This is a genomic window from Lactonifactor longoviformis, assembly GCF_042848515.1.
Classification (GTDB): Bacteria; Bacillota; Clostridia; order Lachnospirales; family Lachnospiraceae; genus Lactonifactor; species Lactonifactor longoviformis.
Map to the genome: position 1 here is coordinate 224,001 of NZ_AP031453.1, position 15,937 is coordinate 239,937.

The window sequence follows — 15,937 nt, forward strand, 5'->3', positions numbered from 1 at the left end:
TATGAAACCATATGCAATCGTAGAATGGAACGATACAAAATCAGAGGCAAAGGGATGGCTGTGTGTATACAACCTGGTAGAACATTATTCAGGGGGCGGTGTCCGTATGCATCCCTCTGTAACGAAAGAGGAAGTTATCCGCCTGGCTAAGATGATGGCCTACAAATACAATGCCGCCGGTGCCGACGACTGCGGAGGAATGAAAGCTGGGATTGTATACGACAGCAAAGCACCGGATGCCTATGAGGTACTGAAACGGTTTATACAGGCCATCCGCCCTTATGTGGATCTCGGCCTTGGGATCGGGGCTGACCTGGGAACCAAAGGACCTGACTTTTATAGGATCTTTGAAGAACTGGGGATGCGGGTACCGGCTACTAAGACCCACTGTGAGGACCCGGTCTGCATCAAAGGTCGTGAGCAGATTCCCATACTGGTGGATGCCATGATTGACGGGTTCACGTTAAACGATGCCATGACAGGCTATGGAGTAGCCTTTGCTGCGGATGAGGCATGGAAAATCCGGCACCAGGAAGCCGGCGGTGCCCGTGTGGTGATACAGGGCTTTGGCTGCGTAGGTGCCAGCTGTGCTTCGAAAATGAAGCAATTGGGATATACAGTGATAGGAATTGCAGACGCTCAGAATCTGGTGGTCTGCGAAAAGGGGCTTGATGTAGCCGAATTAATTGCCCACAAGAACCAGTACGGCGAGATGGATCCTGCGTATTTCCCAGAGACCTACGCTGTCCGCCCCAATACAGACTGGCTGGATATAGACTGTGATATTCTGATTCCGGCAGCCCTTGAGGATGTAATCAACGCAGGCAACGCGGATAAACTGGGGGACAAACTGCTGGTAGAGGGGGCCAACATCCCGGTATCTGCTGAAGCAGATGAAGTACTCCGCAAAAGAAATGTGGACATGGTTCCGGACTTCATAGCGAATGTGGGTGCCATCCGATTCTTTTCCCGCTGCCGGCGCTGTCAGATAGAATTCACAGCGGAGGGTGCCATCCGGGACATTGAGGAGGGCGTTCGTGATAACGTGAGGATGCTGTTTGCAGAAAAAGATAATACCGGAAGATACATCCGGGATATAGCCTACGAAAGGTTTGAGCCCACAATACAGACAGAATTTGAATTCACATCAAATCGCTGAGAATGCAGTGATCGCAGTTAGTTATAAGTGGCTGACCGGTGAAATCCCGGCCAGCCGCTTATTTCTGTGCTATGCCATAGAGCATAAAATCAATGGTTCTAGACAGCTTTTCTTCATGAGCGATCATTATGTTTTCCAAATCTCCCCCGGGAATGGTTTCGCTGCTGAAGTAGCCATTAAACATTTCCTGAATAATCTCATAATATTCTAATGCGTCCTCTTGTGTCACACCGTCCCGCAAAGTGATTTCTGAAAGCACCGTCCGATAAAGATTTCGGTTCAACTGGTTAAATTCTTTTTTGGATTCTGCTATGGCATCGGCCAATTCTGGCTGTGGCTGCAGCAATGCCTCAAAAAATATGCGGGCACAACTGGGATGCTCCAAAAAATACTGAAACCGGAGTTCCAGATATCTTCTTAGATCACCTTTAATATTCTGTTCTTTTAAGAAGGAGGTTACATCTGAAAAACACTTTGATACACACGCCAGATAAAGCTCATCCTTTCCCTTAAAGTTATGATAGAATAACCCTTTTGAAATTCCATGGTTATAGCAGACCCCATTAAGGGTGAAGCCCGCATACCCTTTCGTACCGAATTCCTGGATGCCTGCCTCAATAATTTTCTTCTTTGTCAGTTCTGTTCTTTCCTTTTGCTTCATCTGCTTCACCTCTAAAAATAGATTAAACTACTATACAATAGTAAATAGTATAAATAGTAAAAAACATATAGTCAATAAGCGAATTCCTGCGGCCCCTTTTCCCTGTGATTATTGACTAATGTTTATATCTGTGATAATCTATTTATAGACTGATTGGTCTATAAAATGAAGTGAGAGAGTATATACTATGTCTTATGTGTTAAGGTTTTTGACTGTTATTGTATTTGCAAAGCTGATTGGCAAGCTTGTTTCAAAGATTAGGCTGCCCTCCATTTTGGGCTGGCTCATTACCGGTATGATTTTCGGTCCTCATGCGCTGGATCTGCTCAATGAAAGCATATTAAATACCACGTGGTATCAGTCCATGGTACATATCCTGGAATGTGCAGTAGGTTTAATGATCGGTACGGAACTGGTCTGGAAAAAAATTAAAAAATCTGGAAAAGCAATTGTACTTACCACGTTTACACAGTCCATTGGTACGTTTTTGTTCGTCTCCCTCATATTCGGAGCCGTATTTTACTTCTCGGATATTCCGCTGTATCTGTCTTTTATCTTTGGAGGGATTGCCCTGGCTACAGCCCCGGCCCCCGCACTTTCCATTGTCAGGGAATTTAAGACAAAAGGCCCGGTTACCAGTACTCTAATTCCTATGGCCGCATTAGATGATATCATCGGCTGCATTGTGTTTTTTACAACCATCGCTGTTATTGCAGGAAATCTGTCAGCAGGGAAGCTTCCATCCTATATGGTTGCACTAGTGGTTATCCTTCCCCTTGTTATAGGATTAGCTGTGGGACTGAACACGGGATTTTTAATAAAAAGGGAAAACAATCCATATAAGTCATTTATCTTAATGCTTCTGGGCATTCTGGCGGCGTCTGCTTTGGGGGTTATTGTTAACCGCCGGGTGCTGCCTGAGCCGGTACTGAACTTTATGCTGATTGGGATGGCTTTTTCAGCTGCATTTTCGAACATAATACAAGAAGAGAAACTGGAAAAACTAATGAAGATGTTTAACCCCCTGCTCAGCCTTTCTATGGTGGTAGTGATTCTCAATCTGGGAGCGCCTTTGGATTACCATTTGATGTTAGGCGCAGGAGCCTTTACTGCTATTTATATTGCGTCACGGGCTGCAGGAAAATATTTTGGAGCATATTTTGGAGCAGCCATTACAAAGTCACCAAAGACAGTAAAAAGATATTTGGGTTTTACACTGCTGCCTCATTCCGGTGTATCTTTAGTTTTTACCGGAATTGCAGTTTCTGTATTGAACGGTCCGGCGCCGGAATGTACAAAAATCATACAGGGCACGATCGCGGCCGCCGCTGTGATCAACGAAATTATTGCTGTAATTATGGCGAAAAAAGGCTTTGAATGGGCTGGTGAGTTTAAAAAGGACCTTGAAAATAAAAAAATACTTACTAAACTTTAGAGAGAAAGTTTAAACATAATTGCCAATTGATTTCTTTTTGGGCAGGATTTATAATACAAAATATACAACGTGTGCGAGCACAAGACAAGGAGAAATATGAAGGTAACTATTAAAAAAATTGCAGAGGTAGCAAATGTGTCCCGGGGGACGGTAGATCGTGCCCTGAACCATCGGCCTGGTATCAATGCGGAGGTAGCTCAGAAAATTCTGAAAATTGCAGATGAACTGGGATATCAGCCGGATCCGGCGGCAAAAGCATTGGCGGCCAGGCGGTATGTGCCAAAAAAGATAGGTGTTCTCCTTTGCTCTGAAGGGAACCCGTTTTTCCTTAAGGTCATTGAGGGAGTGAATCATGCATTGGAAGAGCTGCAGCACTTCGGTATTGAAAGCATTCAGGTGAACATCAAAGGCTTTGATTCACAGGTACAGATTCAGAAGATTGAGGAACTGGTAGGCCAGGGGATTAATGGTCTGGTTCTCACGCCGATTAACTCTGAGGAAGTAGCAGAGAAACTGCGGGAACTGCAGCAGCAGGGAATAGAGGTAGTAACTGTCAATACGGATATTCCCAATGTGCGCAAGTTAGCTTATGTGGGCTGTGATTACCTGGCAAGCGGTCAGGTGGCGGGAGAGTTGATGGGAATGATGAGCAACGGCTTAAAGGAACAGATAGCCATTGTAATCGGATCCAGACAGATATTGGCTCAGGACATACGCCTGAAGGGTATTAAGGATACCCTGAAGTCGGATTTCCCTAATGTATCGGTAAAAGCTGTTCTGGAGAACAACGATGATGATGAGAGATCCTATGAACTGGTGAAAGCACTTCTGGAGGAATCTTCCGATATTACCAGGCTATGCTTTGCAGCAGCCGGTGTGGCAGGAGGACTCCGTGCTTTGAAGGAATTGCAGCTTGAGCGCAAGATTAAGGTAATCACCTATGACCTGACAGATATTGTAAGGGAAAACATTGAGAAAGGTCTGATATCTGCTACTGTATGCCAGGAGCCGTTCCGGCAGGGCTACAATGGCGTGGAGATTATGGGAAAGTATCTGCTGTACGGGCAGAAGCCGGAAAAAAGTGTAGTACATACCCATGTTTTCATTTCAACAAAATATAATCTGTAAATAAGCAGATAGTGATTAAAAATTCTCTTTACTGTTTTAAAAATGGTAAAGAGAAAAAAATGGCGCTGACCGTGTTCGCACACAGTCAAAAACAATCATACAAGTTAAGCGGAGGAAAAATATGAAAACTAAAAGTGCGGGAAACGCAGATACCCATGGATTCTGGAAGCGGATGACTTCCAGAGCGGAGTTCAGTGTATTGATTGGACTTCTGGTACTGATAATAGGTATGAGCTTTGCAAGCCCGGTCTTTATGACCTTTAACAACATTTTCAATGTACTGAGCCAGATTTCCAGATATGGAATTATATCCGTTGGGATGGCCCTGATTATTATCACCGGCGGAATTGATTTGTCTGTGGGATATGCAGTGGGGCTCTGTGCTACCATGGCAGCCTATCTGACAACCAATGCAGGCCTGCCCTGGCCTGCAGTGCTGATATTAATTTTACTTCTGGGAGCAGTTATCGGTATGGTAAACGGACTGTTGGTGACCAGGCTTGCCCTTCCCGCATTCATCGTAACTCTTGCAGCCGGTAAGATTATCTCGGGATGCACCATGCTTCTGACCAGCGGACGCCCCATTGATTTTGATTCTCCTTTGGCTGTATTGGGAAGCGGGTATGTAGGTCCTGTGCCTATGTGTGTAATACTCATGTTTCTGATTATTATTCTGGGAACAATTTTTGCACAGTGCACACAGCCGGGGCGGAATATATATGCCATCGGCAACAATCCCAGAGCAGCGGCCCTGTCCGGGATTAAGGTAAAGAAAATGACCTGTCTGGTTTATGTCATTCAAAGTGTGCTCTGCGCTTTCTGCGGGATTGTAGTTGCGGGAAATCTTTACAGCGCCGATGCTACGCTGGGGACCGGATATGACATTGATACCATCGCGGCCGTTGTTATTGGAGGGGTTTCCATGACAGGCGGTGAGGGAACTATATGGGGAGCATTAATCGGAGCGTCTATCATGGGTGTGCTGAAAAATGCATTTGTGTTACTGAGTGTATCATCCTACTGGCAGTCCATCGTGATTGGTCTCGTAATCATCTTTGCGGTCACCATCGATAGAATCAGGGCCAACCGGAAAGCTGTCTGAGGAGTACATATAAATTAAATGGAGAAAGGTAAAGGAGGAAGCAACATGAGAAAAAATTGGAAAAGATTTACAGGGGTATTTTTAGCAGCATCATTGGCAGTCTGTTCTATGGCTGCATGCGGGGAGAAAAAGGAGGAAGCTCCGAAGGAGGATACCGCAGAAGAAGCCTCCGCTGACACAGACAAAGGGGAGGCTGCCGGTGATGTGAAGCCTATGGGCGATATTCCGGAAGGCTTTAACTACGACCCGCTGCCAAACAGTGAGGGCAAAGAGATTAAGATTGCAACGCTTACCGTTTCCAACAACCCATTCTGGAACACAGTAGTAGAAGGTATTGATGCGGCAAAAGAATTCCTGGCGGATCAGAACGTAACGGTGGACGTGATTGAATTTGATGACTTTGACGGACAGGCTTTCGCAGAGGCAATTGATACCTGCGTGGTAAAGGGATACGACGCCATTACAACTGTAGGTGTGGCTGACACCATTGTTCCCGCTATTGACAAGGCAACCAAAGCAGGAATTCCGGTATATACCTTTAACTCTGATACAGAGAAGGAATCCACACGTACTGCTTTTGTAGGGCAGGACCTCTATGCCGCAGGCGGCGAGATTGCCAGGAAACTGGCTGAGCTGACGGAAGATTCCGGAAAGATAGGCGTTATCACTGGTTACTATAATGTAAATGCCCATGAACTCCGCCGTCAGGGATTTGAGAATGAGATTAAAAACCACAGTGGAATGGAAATCGTAGGTTCTGTGGAAAATCACGACTCCGGGGACGAGGCTTATACAGCAACCAAAGACTTTATCACTGCAAATCCAGACTTAAAAGGTATCGTTGTAACCGCAGGCGGGCCTCAGGGCGCAGCCAAAGCAATTGAAGAACTGAATCTGACCGATCAGGTACAGCTGGTATGCTTTGACACAACAGATGAGATCGTGAGCTATCTGGAAAAAGGTGTAATTAAAGCTACGATTACCCAGGATCCATTCGGACAGGGATGCGACCCCATTATCCTGGCCTACAATGAGATTGTTTCAGGTAAAGCGGATGTGACGGGTACGGCCTATACAAAGATGGATATCTATACACCGGACAACGTGGGAGAACTGGCAAAATAGATTGATTTTGCAGCTTTACCGCTGAGATAACTGATAAAAAGAAGGCAGCCTTTTACAGGCTGCCGGACGAAAGGGTATAAAATGAGTGAGCAGATCGTATATCAGATTGAACATATAACCAAAAAATTCCCTGGCGTGGTAGCGTTACATGATATAAACCTTCAGGTACGCAGGGGGGAGATTATGGCAATCGTAGGTGAAAACGGTGCGGGGAAGTCCACGCTGATGAATATTCTGTCCGGCAGCTACGAACCTACGCAGGGAAAGCTGGTATTTGACGGAGAATCCATGCAGCAGATGAACCCGATCTATGCGCAGGAAAAAGGGATTGCCATGATCCATCAGGAATTGTCCCTCTCCAATGCATTGTCAGTAGCAGAAAATATTTATTTAGGAAGACTCCCCAGAAATAAAGCAGGACTGGTAGACAGAAAAAAGCTGTACGAGGACAGCAGAAAGATGCTGACGGAGGTAGGGCTGGAACATCTGGATCCCAGGACCCTGGTCCGGGACATCAACGTATCCCAGCAGCAGCAGGTAGAGATCGCCAAGGCACTTTCCCTGAATGCAAAGTTTCTGATACTGGATGAACCCACATCTTCCCTGACGCCGAAAGAAGCGGATATTCTCCTTTCTATTATGAGGGCACTGCGTAAAAAGGGCATTACTATGCTTTATATTTCCCATAAGCTGGATGAGGTACTGCGTATCAGTGACCGGATCGCGGTATTCCGTGATGGGGAATTAATCCAGGTACTGGATACCAAGACGACAGAAATTGATGATATGATATCCCTTATGGTAGGCAGAAAATATACAGGTGGGTTTGTGAGGGATCATTATAAGACCGACTATGATGCCAAAGAGGTTGCCCTGGAAGTAGAACATCTGACCGTGGGAAATAAGGTCCAAGATGTGAGTTTCCGACTCTATAAAGGAGAACTTCTGGGAATCGCAGGTCTGGTGGGCGCCGGACGGAGTGAGATTCTGCAGGCCCTGTTCGGAGCAGACAAAAGAGATAGCGGGACCATCCGCATTTATGGAAAAGAGGTGCCTCTTAGAAATACCAGCGAGGCCATTGCACATAAAATGGCGCTGATCCCAGAGGGCAGAAAACTGCAGAGCCTTTTTTTGAAGTTTACAGTAAAGGAAAACATCAGCATTGCTTTTTTAAGAAAGGTTCTGAATAAGGCACGGCTGAATACCGGCCGCAAAGAGCGGCTGATTGCCGAGGATTTTGTGGAAAAGCTGAGAATTAAGACAGCTGGGATCAATCAGAAAATCATCAACTTGTCCGGGGGCAATCAGCAGAAGGTAGTTCTCGCACGCTGGCTGGTAGAAAAACCAGACATTCTGTTTCTGGACGAGCCGACCCAGGGAATTGATGTGGGAGCTAAAAATGAGATATACCAGATCATCAATGAACTGGCTGAGGAGGGAACCAGCATTATTATGGTTTCCAGTGAGATGCAGGAAAACCTGAGCCTGTGCGACAGGGTCATTACCTTATATGAAGGAAGAGTAACCGGGGAACTTAGGCATGAAGAGCTGTCAGAAGAAAGTATGATGCAGTATATGTCCCAGGCGAAAGAGGCATAAAAAATGTCGGTTCTTAAAATTTAGAATAATGGAGAAGAGAGATATGTCAACAAGCAGAGAAAGATTAAATATGACTTTAAATCATCAGGAACCGGATCAATTAGTCGTGGATATGGGCTCTACGTCGATTACTGGTATTAATGCAAATGCGCTGCACAATCTGAGGAAAGCGCTGAATCTGGAAGAGCGGAAGGTGAAGATCTGTGAACCTCTGCAGCTGCTGGGGGAAGTGGAAGAGGACTTGAGAAAAACTCTTCATCTGGACTGTGTGGATGTGAGTACAAATATGAATATGTTCGGATTTTCCAATGCGGGGAGAAAGCCCTTTACCATGCCTAACGGCCTGGAAGTGGATGTTCCGCTGGAATTCAACACGACAAAAGATGAGAAAGGGCGCACTTATCTCTACCCTCAGGGAGATACCAGTGTACCTCCTTCCGGTATGATGCCCGACGGCGGATTCTTCTTTGACAACATTACCAGATCTACAGCAACCTGCGACGATGAGAACCTGAATGCAAGGGAAGACTTTAAGGACGATTTCAGTGTCATTACAGATGAACAGCTGCGTTTTATGGAAAACCAGTGTAATGACTATTACAACAATACCGGTTACGGGATAGTAGCCAGCGGTGCTCTGGCCTCTATTGGAGATTTTGCAATTGTTCCGGGGCCCAATGTAAAATATCCAAAAGGGATCCGAGATCTGCCGGAATTCATGATGGCACATTCAATCTGCCCCGAATACATACATGAGCTATTTGAGATGCATCTGGAGTATGCTATTAAAAATGCAGAACTTATCTATCAGGCATGCGGGGATAAGATCCAGGTAGTATACATCTCCGGTACAGATTTTGGCACTCAAATTGGGCCTTTTATGTCCCTGGACTCCTACCGGGAATTCTATAAACCATACTATCAGAAGATTAATGGCTGGATTCATGAGCACACCAACTGGAAGACCTTCTACCACACTTGCGGTGCCATCAGCACCTTTCTGCAGGATTTTTATGAGTCCGGCATTGATATCCTGAATCCGGTACAGCTTTCTGCCAAAGGAATGGACGGGAAGACACTGAAACAGGAATGGGGTGACAAATTTGTATTTTGGGGAGGCGGAGTAGATACCCAGAATACGCTGCCGTTTGGCACTCCGGAAGAAGTATATAAAGAAGTATCAGAGCGTATTGAATTATTTGCCAAGGGAGGCGGTTTTGTATTCAATACCACACATAATATCCAAAGTGCTACAAATGCTGAGAACATACTTGCTATGTTCCAGGCGATTAATGATTATAAGAAGAAATAACTCATTATCATGAAGCACCGGAGGGGCTGTCGCCCGGCGGTTATGAACTGCCTGTGCGCCGGTCTCTTTTTATATACCTGGTGTGCACGCACACTATAGATGAGAATGGGGGTGAGTTTGACATCTGCAATAGGAACGGGACAGCCAGCAGTACATGACTGTCCGTTTATCTTAACATATGGATAAGATTGGAGGATGAAAAATTGAAAATCTGTAAAAAATTAGTCAGCTGTCTGCTGACGGCAGTTCTTGCGTTAACGGCCCTGGCACCTATGTCAGTTGCCGCAGAGCCTGGAGACGAACAGGGATTTCAAATCGTGGTGGGCAAAGCAGCCACTGATATGCAGGACTATGCGGCAAAAGAGCTGCAGAAGTATCTCTACCAGCTTTCCGGTACACACGTACCTATCGTAACGGAGACGGAAGGCATGGAGCTGACAAATGCCTTTGTACTTGGAACTTTAGAGGCTAACAGCCAGATCAGTGCAGTGAAAGAAGAACTGGAATCCATTGCCGGGACAGGTGCCGAAGGCCATGAAGGAGAGCAGGGATATGTGCTGAAAAAAGCAGGTTCTACTCTTTATATCGGGGGTACCGATGACGAAGGAGCTCTTTATGGGGTCTATGGGCTGTTGGATGACTATTATGGGATCGGCTTTTATTTCTCAGGGGATGTAATACCTGAAGAGAAAACAGCCCTCTATATGCCCGAGGTGGAGGAGGCTAAGACTCCCCGGCAGTATATGAGAGGTGTTCTGCCCTGGACAAATTTCCCACAGTCAGCCACCGTTTATTCTACAGAGGACTGGATGCACATCATTGACCAGATGGCCAGAATGCGGATGAATTTCCTGAATATCCACAATTATAACGGACAAAATGGACATAATGAGATGTTCCACAACTTTACTTACGATGGCTATACTTCCCGGAACTGGAACCCCACGGCTAAAACAGGACATTTATGGGGATGTCCTGGCTGGGATGTGAATAAATATTTATTTGGAGCTTCCGATTTGTTTGATGATTATGACTTTGGTACTGATGCGACTCTCCATAATGACTGCTTAAATAACAATGAAAATTTTGCCAAAGGATCTTCTCAGTTCCAGATGATTATTGAGTATGCCCATAAACGTGGTGTAAAAATGGGCCTGGGACTGGATATCAACCTGATTCCGGATGGATACAGCGCGGAAGCTAAGGATCCTGGCGTTTTGAAAGCCCGGACGGATCAGATTATGAAAGATTATAAAGACTTGGATGTTCTTCTCCTTTATATGAGTGAGACCATTGGAAATTCGGCGTCCGCGCTGAATTACTGGAAAGAGTGCTTTGACGGATTTTACAGTGCTATGAAAGAAGGGCAGCCAGAGACCCAGCTGGCTATCTCTGGCTGGGGGGTTCGTGCAGACATTGCGGCGTATGTACCGGACGATGTAATTGTTGCTCCAATTGCAGACTACTCCGCAGGTTTTGTAAACGGTAAAAACACGTATGGAGAAAATAAGGAATTCTGGGGAGGTCCCTGGATGGAACGTGACTTTGACTCCTCCGTTTATTTTTATCCCTATAAGATGGGACTGGACCAGACCATTGCAAGCTATCAGGAGAACAAGGATAGTATGCAGGGTATGTTTACGCTGACCTGGCGGCTGACCGACGGCGTGGATGCCAAGATCTCCTATGTGGCCAAAGCGCCTTGGGACCGGGAAGAGAGATATAATACAGAAGAGAGCGTATACAGGGAGTATGCAGAGAAATGTTATGGGGATGGTGCGGCAGATGACATGACAAAGCTCATTTATGCAGATGAAAAGACGGTTGTGCCTACCCTCTGGTCTGAATGCTGGAATACTCCCGAATTCACCAATGGAGACCGCTCCGCGGATATTGAAAGGATGCAGGGGATGATCGACCGTGTGGATGCCGCAATTGCTGTATCTTCTGACAGCGGATGCATCGACCGCCTGGAGAAGCTGCGCAATCGCCTGATCTGCGCACAGTATTACTGTAAATTGGATCAGAGTTTTAACAGCACTTCATGGGAAAACCTGCAGGATGATTTTTCCGTCTGGGCTCAGTCATTCACAAACCGTGTGGATGATATTTCCTCTCTGGGCAATGTGCAGAGTTCCCAGAACCGTTTTGTCCAGCTTCGCTATGCGGGAAGAGAGACAAGCCTGAGAAACGCACAGGCAATTAAAGCTCCGTTGAATGTAACTGCCAGAGGAACCACAGACGGCGCAGCACTCGCCTGGACCTATGAAGCGGACACTGCAGATGGATTCCTTGTGTACCGTGACGAGGAAAAGATTACAGAGGCTCCACTGGGCGCAGATGTAAGAGAATTCACAGATACATACGATGGGGAAGCAGTCTACACAGTTACGGCGGTGACAGAGGAAGGGGAGAGCGAAGCCTCTATTCCACAGACTTGCGAGGCCGGTGCAGCCGATCAGACAACACCGAAGCCGGTTGTTGTATCCCCTCCTACTTCTGTACGCGCGGGACAGGATATGGCACTTAAGGTGCGTATTTTAGATGAGAGAGACTATGATGAACTCAGTGCAGCGATCCACTACCGTGCTATGGGATCCGGGGAAGCCTTTGCTGAAATCCCAATGGAACACAGGGTAAAAGGAACGTTTGCAGCCAGTGTGCCCACCAGCGGATTTGCGGACAGCGGCATTGAATATTTTATCTCTGTTTCAGACGGTGCCAATACGGAAGTCTGGCCTGCCACGGCAGGTGAAAATGGGCTGAACGCTGCCTGTACGGTGTATACAGACGGGGACGGTGCCAGTGTACTGCGTGCGCCATCCAGTATTGCAGAGGAAGACGGTAAAGTAGTGTGGAATGATGCAGTGGGAAATGTGTTCTGGTATAAGATATACAGAGGTGACACCCCTGATTTCAATCCATCCGGGGCCACGTATGTTACTTATGTTGAAAAAGGTACTACCTCCTTCAAGGATGTGGGCATAGATTTTGACGGTGAGAAATTAAGCGAAAAGACCAATTATTATCGTGTCACAGCAGTGGATCGCCATTTAAATGAAAGTATTCCTACTATGGCGGTACAGGTAGGAAGCCCGCGGCCGGATCCGATGTCCAATACATTATTTGTGGATGCAGATGAGTTATATAATAGCCGGGCAGCCGCACAGACTGGATCAAGCACTGGCTCCGTAGTCGGATTTACAGAGGAGGGAGGCTATGCAATGTTTAAACAGCTTCCGTTTTCCAAAAGTGCAGTATGTAATTCTGTAGAAGTAACATATTCGACCGGCGGGGCAGGAGCAATGCTGGAAGTACATGCGGACGCTCCAAACGGAGAGCTTTTGGGAGAAGCGTACTTGCCTGGTACTGGTGCGTGGGATAAATTCACAACGGTGTCTATCCCCCTGGAAATGGGGGAAGGCGGTACCCGTGACATCTATTTTGTTTACCGTGGCCATTATAGTTATAATCTTGATTACTTCCGCTTTGGCATTACACCGGAGACATCTCCAGATGATATTCAAATTACTACCAAGGATATGATGGCATTTAGAAGTAATGCAGAGTCTGACATGAAAGGCACCGCTTCGGAAATTTCTGGATTCGGTTATGAAGGCGATCGAATTGCATTGGGCAAGGGGTTCTATATGAATGACGCTGAGCATGTTACTGTGAGTGCCTCTAATGTTGATCTGCCGGGATATGGAATGGTCTGCTTTCCTATCGGTGTTAACACCAGTCCAACAGCATGGATGGAGTTTTCCAAGCTGCCCACAGGCAAAGCATGGCTTGCTTACGATAAGCACTACGAGGATCCAGGACATAAACTTGCAGTGTACGTAAATAACGAAAAAAGATCCGATATTTTGCTTCCCGACAATTCCGGATCCAATTGGAATAAAGGCATTTTTAAGGTGTTGTATGCGGATAGCGGTGTAACATTGGAAGAAGGGGATACCATTCGGTTCCAAAATGATGCTGCATGCCCGTTAAATGCAAACAAACTATTTGTGGAAAATCCTTATTCTGCAAAGCAAGTAGATATCACTTATTCTAACAATGCGGATACACAGTACAGCCTGTATGTGAACGGAGAGAAGCAGGAGAGCATTACACTTTCCAATTCAGAGGGCAGAAAAAAGACGGCATCTGTTCCGGTTGCCGTGGAAGACGGTTTCATTGAGCTGGTGGTAGAAGAGGAAGATATCGCGGCCAATAACAACATGAAGTCTACTATATATAACATGGTATTGTGCAAAGAGGCCAGATCTTTAACCAGGACCATTACCGTGACGGCAGGCCAGGGGGGCACTGTGACAGCCGAGGGGGTTGAGCTCCCAGAAGACGGAATTCTTACGGTGCCTTACGGTGAAAGCCAACGGTTTGACTTCCATCCGGAAGCGGGATACGCTGTGGAGAAAGTGCTGGTCAATGGGGCCGACTATGGGCAGCGCAGCAGCTATACCTTTGAGAATCTCAGTTACGATGCGGCACTGGAGGTTACTTTCAGCCAGGGTCCTGCTGTCACGGAGTATACCGTCAATATCGGGGACACACCGGGGGGACAGATTATCTCTGATCTGGCAAAGGCCCAGAAGAACCAGCCGGTAACCCTGGAAGTGAAGGCGGACGAAGGATACCATTATGCAGCAGGTACTCTGCGGTATACATCAGCGTCCCAGCCGGACGGTGTTGCCATCAGTGATGCCTCCACCCAGTTCAGCATGCCGGGTGAGGATGTGACGGTTACGGCCGAATTCGTAGAGAATGATCCGATACTGTTAGACAGCATCACACTGGACGGCCTGGAGAAGACAGAGTATGAAATCGGCGAGGAACTGGATCTTGCAGGACTGACCGTAACCGCACATTACAGCGATGGAAGCAGCGCTCAGGTTACGGAGTATGAGACAAGCGGATTTGATTCTGAGACTGCCGGGGAAAAGACAGTCACCGTCAGCTACACAGAGGGTGAACTTACAAAGACCGCAGACTTTAAAGTGACTGTAAAGGAAAGAGTATTAACCGGAATTACAGTGGTTCCACCCGCCAAGACGGAATATGAAGTGGGAGAGCCTTTTGACAGCACAGGAATGGAAGTGACAGCAGAGTATTCCAATGGAGATACCCAGGTGGTAGAGGAATACGTAGTCTCAGAAGTGGATACCTGCAAACCGGGAGAACAGAACGTAACGGTTACTTACCAGGATCAGACGGCTGTATTTACCATTCAGGTAAAAGAAAAAGAAATAACGGGAATTGAAGTGATTGTACCGGATAAGACGGATTACCTGGTAGGGGAAACCTTTGATCCCACAGGTATGGTAGTAAATGCGGTTTACAGCAACCATACCAAAGAAGAAATACCGGCATCCGCCTACAAGGTAGAAGGCTTCGACTCTGCAGAGGCAGGAGAAAAGACCATTACCGTTACGTATCAGGAGATGACGGCAGACTTTACGGTAAATGTAACAGAAGGAGTGGAAGCGCCGGTACTGGCAAAGATTGTACTGACACCGCCGGAGAAGGCCGAGTATAAGACAGGAGAAACCGTGGATACGGAAGGACTTGCTGTATATGCACACTATTCCGACGGCACCTATACAGAACTGACAGCGGGCAGCTATCAGGTAACGGTACCGGAACTTACGGAAGCTGGAATCTACTACGTAACTGTGACCTATGAGGATATGACTGCGGAGTACATGATTGTGGCAGAAGAAGAACCGGTGAATGTACCTCACTGGGAAGAGGACCGGAACGGCTGGTGGTATAACAATGGAGACGGAACCTATCCCAAGTCCTGCTGGAAGCTGATTGCAGACAAGTGGTATTATTTTGACCGGTACGGCTACCGTATGACAGGCTGGGTGCAGGACGGACAGAACTGGTATTACTGTGATAAAGACGGTATTATGCAGACCGGATGGCTGCTGGATGGAACCACCTGGTACTATCTGAAGAGCAGCGGCTCCATGGCAGCCGGCTGGGTACAGGTGGGAACCACCTGGTATTACATGAGCAGGAGCGGGGCGATGCAGACGGGCTGGGTACAGATCGAAAAGACCTGGTACTACCTGAATAAGAGCGGAGCGATGCAGACCGGCTGGGTACAGACAGGAACTGTCTGGTATTATATGAATAAGAGCGGGGCGATGCAGACAGGCTGGGTAAAGGACGGAAGTGCTTGGTACTACCTGAACAAAAGCGGAGCGATGCAGACGGGCTGGGTAAAGGACGGCAGGACCTGGTATTACCTGAATAATAATGGCGCCATGGCTGTCGGATGGGTGAACATATCCGGGAAATGGTATTACTTGAAGGAGAATGGAGGGATGGCTTCGAACACCTGGATCGGCAAATATTATGTAAATGACTCAGGAGTTTGGACAAAAACAAAATAAAAAATAAAA

Annotated in this window: 9 protein-coding genes; 8 read left to right on the forward strand and 1 reads right to left on the reverse strand. The window is 46.8% G+C overall.

Annotated elements, in window-relative coordinates:
- Position 1 precedes the first annotated feature (1 nt).
- On the forward strand, positions 2 to 1,159 hold the full coding sequence (locus ACGHCT_RS00980) for a Glu/Leu/Phe/Val dehydrogenase (protein WP_390437674.1): 1,158 nt from the start codon (positions 2 to 4) through the stop codon (positions 1,157 to 1,159).
- A 58-nt stretch (positions 1,160 to 1,217) separates the two neighbouring features.
- Here ACGHCT_RS00980 and ACGHCT_RS00985 read toward each other — a convergent pair whose 3' ends face one another.
- Positions 1,218 to 1,820, reverse strand: a complete 603-nt coding sequence (locus tag ACGHCT_RS00985) for a TetR/AcrR family transcriptional regulator (RefSeq protein ID WP_390437676.1) — start codon at positions 1,818 to 1,820, stop codon at positions 1,218 to 1,220.
- A gap of 187 nt (positions 1,821 to 2,007) precedes the next feature.
- On the opposite strand from ACGHCT_RS00985, the gene ACGHCT_RS00990 reads away from it, so the two are divergent.
- The 7 genes from ACGHCT_RS00990 (at position 2,008) to ACGHCT_RS01020 (ending at position 15,928) form a co-directional block, all read left to right on the forward strand.
- The gene (locus ACGHCT_RS00990) at positions 2,008 to 3,255 is read left to right on the forward strand and encodes a cation:proton antiporter (RefSeq protein ID WP_256280987.1); all 1,248 of its coding nucleotides are present in this window, start codon (positions 2,008 to 2,010) and stop codon (positions 3,253 to 3,255) included.
- Positions 3,256 to 3,351: 96 nt separating this feature from the next.
- Entirely contained in the window at positions 3,352 to 4,383 is a 1,032-nt protein-coding gene (locus tag ACGHCT_RS00995) for a LacI family DNA-binding transcriptional regulator (protein WP_154257520.1), read from the forward strand.
- Between the two features lie 121 nt (positions 4,384 to 4,504).
- On the forward strand, positions 4,505 to 5,485 hold the full coding sequence (locus ACGHCT_RS01000) for an ABC transporter permease (RefSeq protein ID WP_154257521.1): 981 nt from the start codon (positions 4,505 to 4,507) through the stop codon (positions 5,483 to 5,485).
- A 45-nt stretch (positions 5,486 to 5,530) separates the two neighbouring features.
- The gene (locus ACGHCT_RS01005) at positions 5,531 to 6,610 is read left to right on the forward strand and encodes a sugar ABC transporter substrate-binding protein (RefSeq protein WP_390437678.1); all 1,080 of its coding nucleotides are present in this window, start codon (positions 5,531 to 5,533) and stop codon (positions 6,608 to 6,610) included.
- Between the two features lie 81 nt (positions 6,611 to 6,691).
- Positions 6,692 to 8,209: a sugar ABC transporter ATP-binding protein gene (locus ACGHCT_RS01010; RefSeq protein ID WP_154257523.1), complete on the forward strand. Its 1,518-nt coding sequence runs from the start codon at positions 6,692 to 6,694 to the stop codon at positions 8,207 to 8,209.
- Between the two features lie 43 nt (positions 8,210 to 8,252).
- Complete coding sequence (locus ACGHCT_RS01015; protein WP_173015523.1) at positions 8,253 to 9,521, forward strand: uroporphyrinogen decarboxylase family protein; 1,269 nt, start codon at positions 8,253 to 8,255, stop codon at positions 9,519 to 9,521.
- Between the two features lie 203 nt (positions 9,522 to 9,724).
- Positions 9,725 to 15,928, forward strand: a complete 6,204-nt coding sequence (locus tag ACGHCT_RS01020) for a bacterial Ig-like domain-containing protein (protein WP_390437681.1) — start codon at positions 9,725 to 9,727, stop codon at positions 15,926 to 15,928.
- The last annotated feature ends 9 nt before the right edge of the window (positions 15,929 to 15,937 follow it).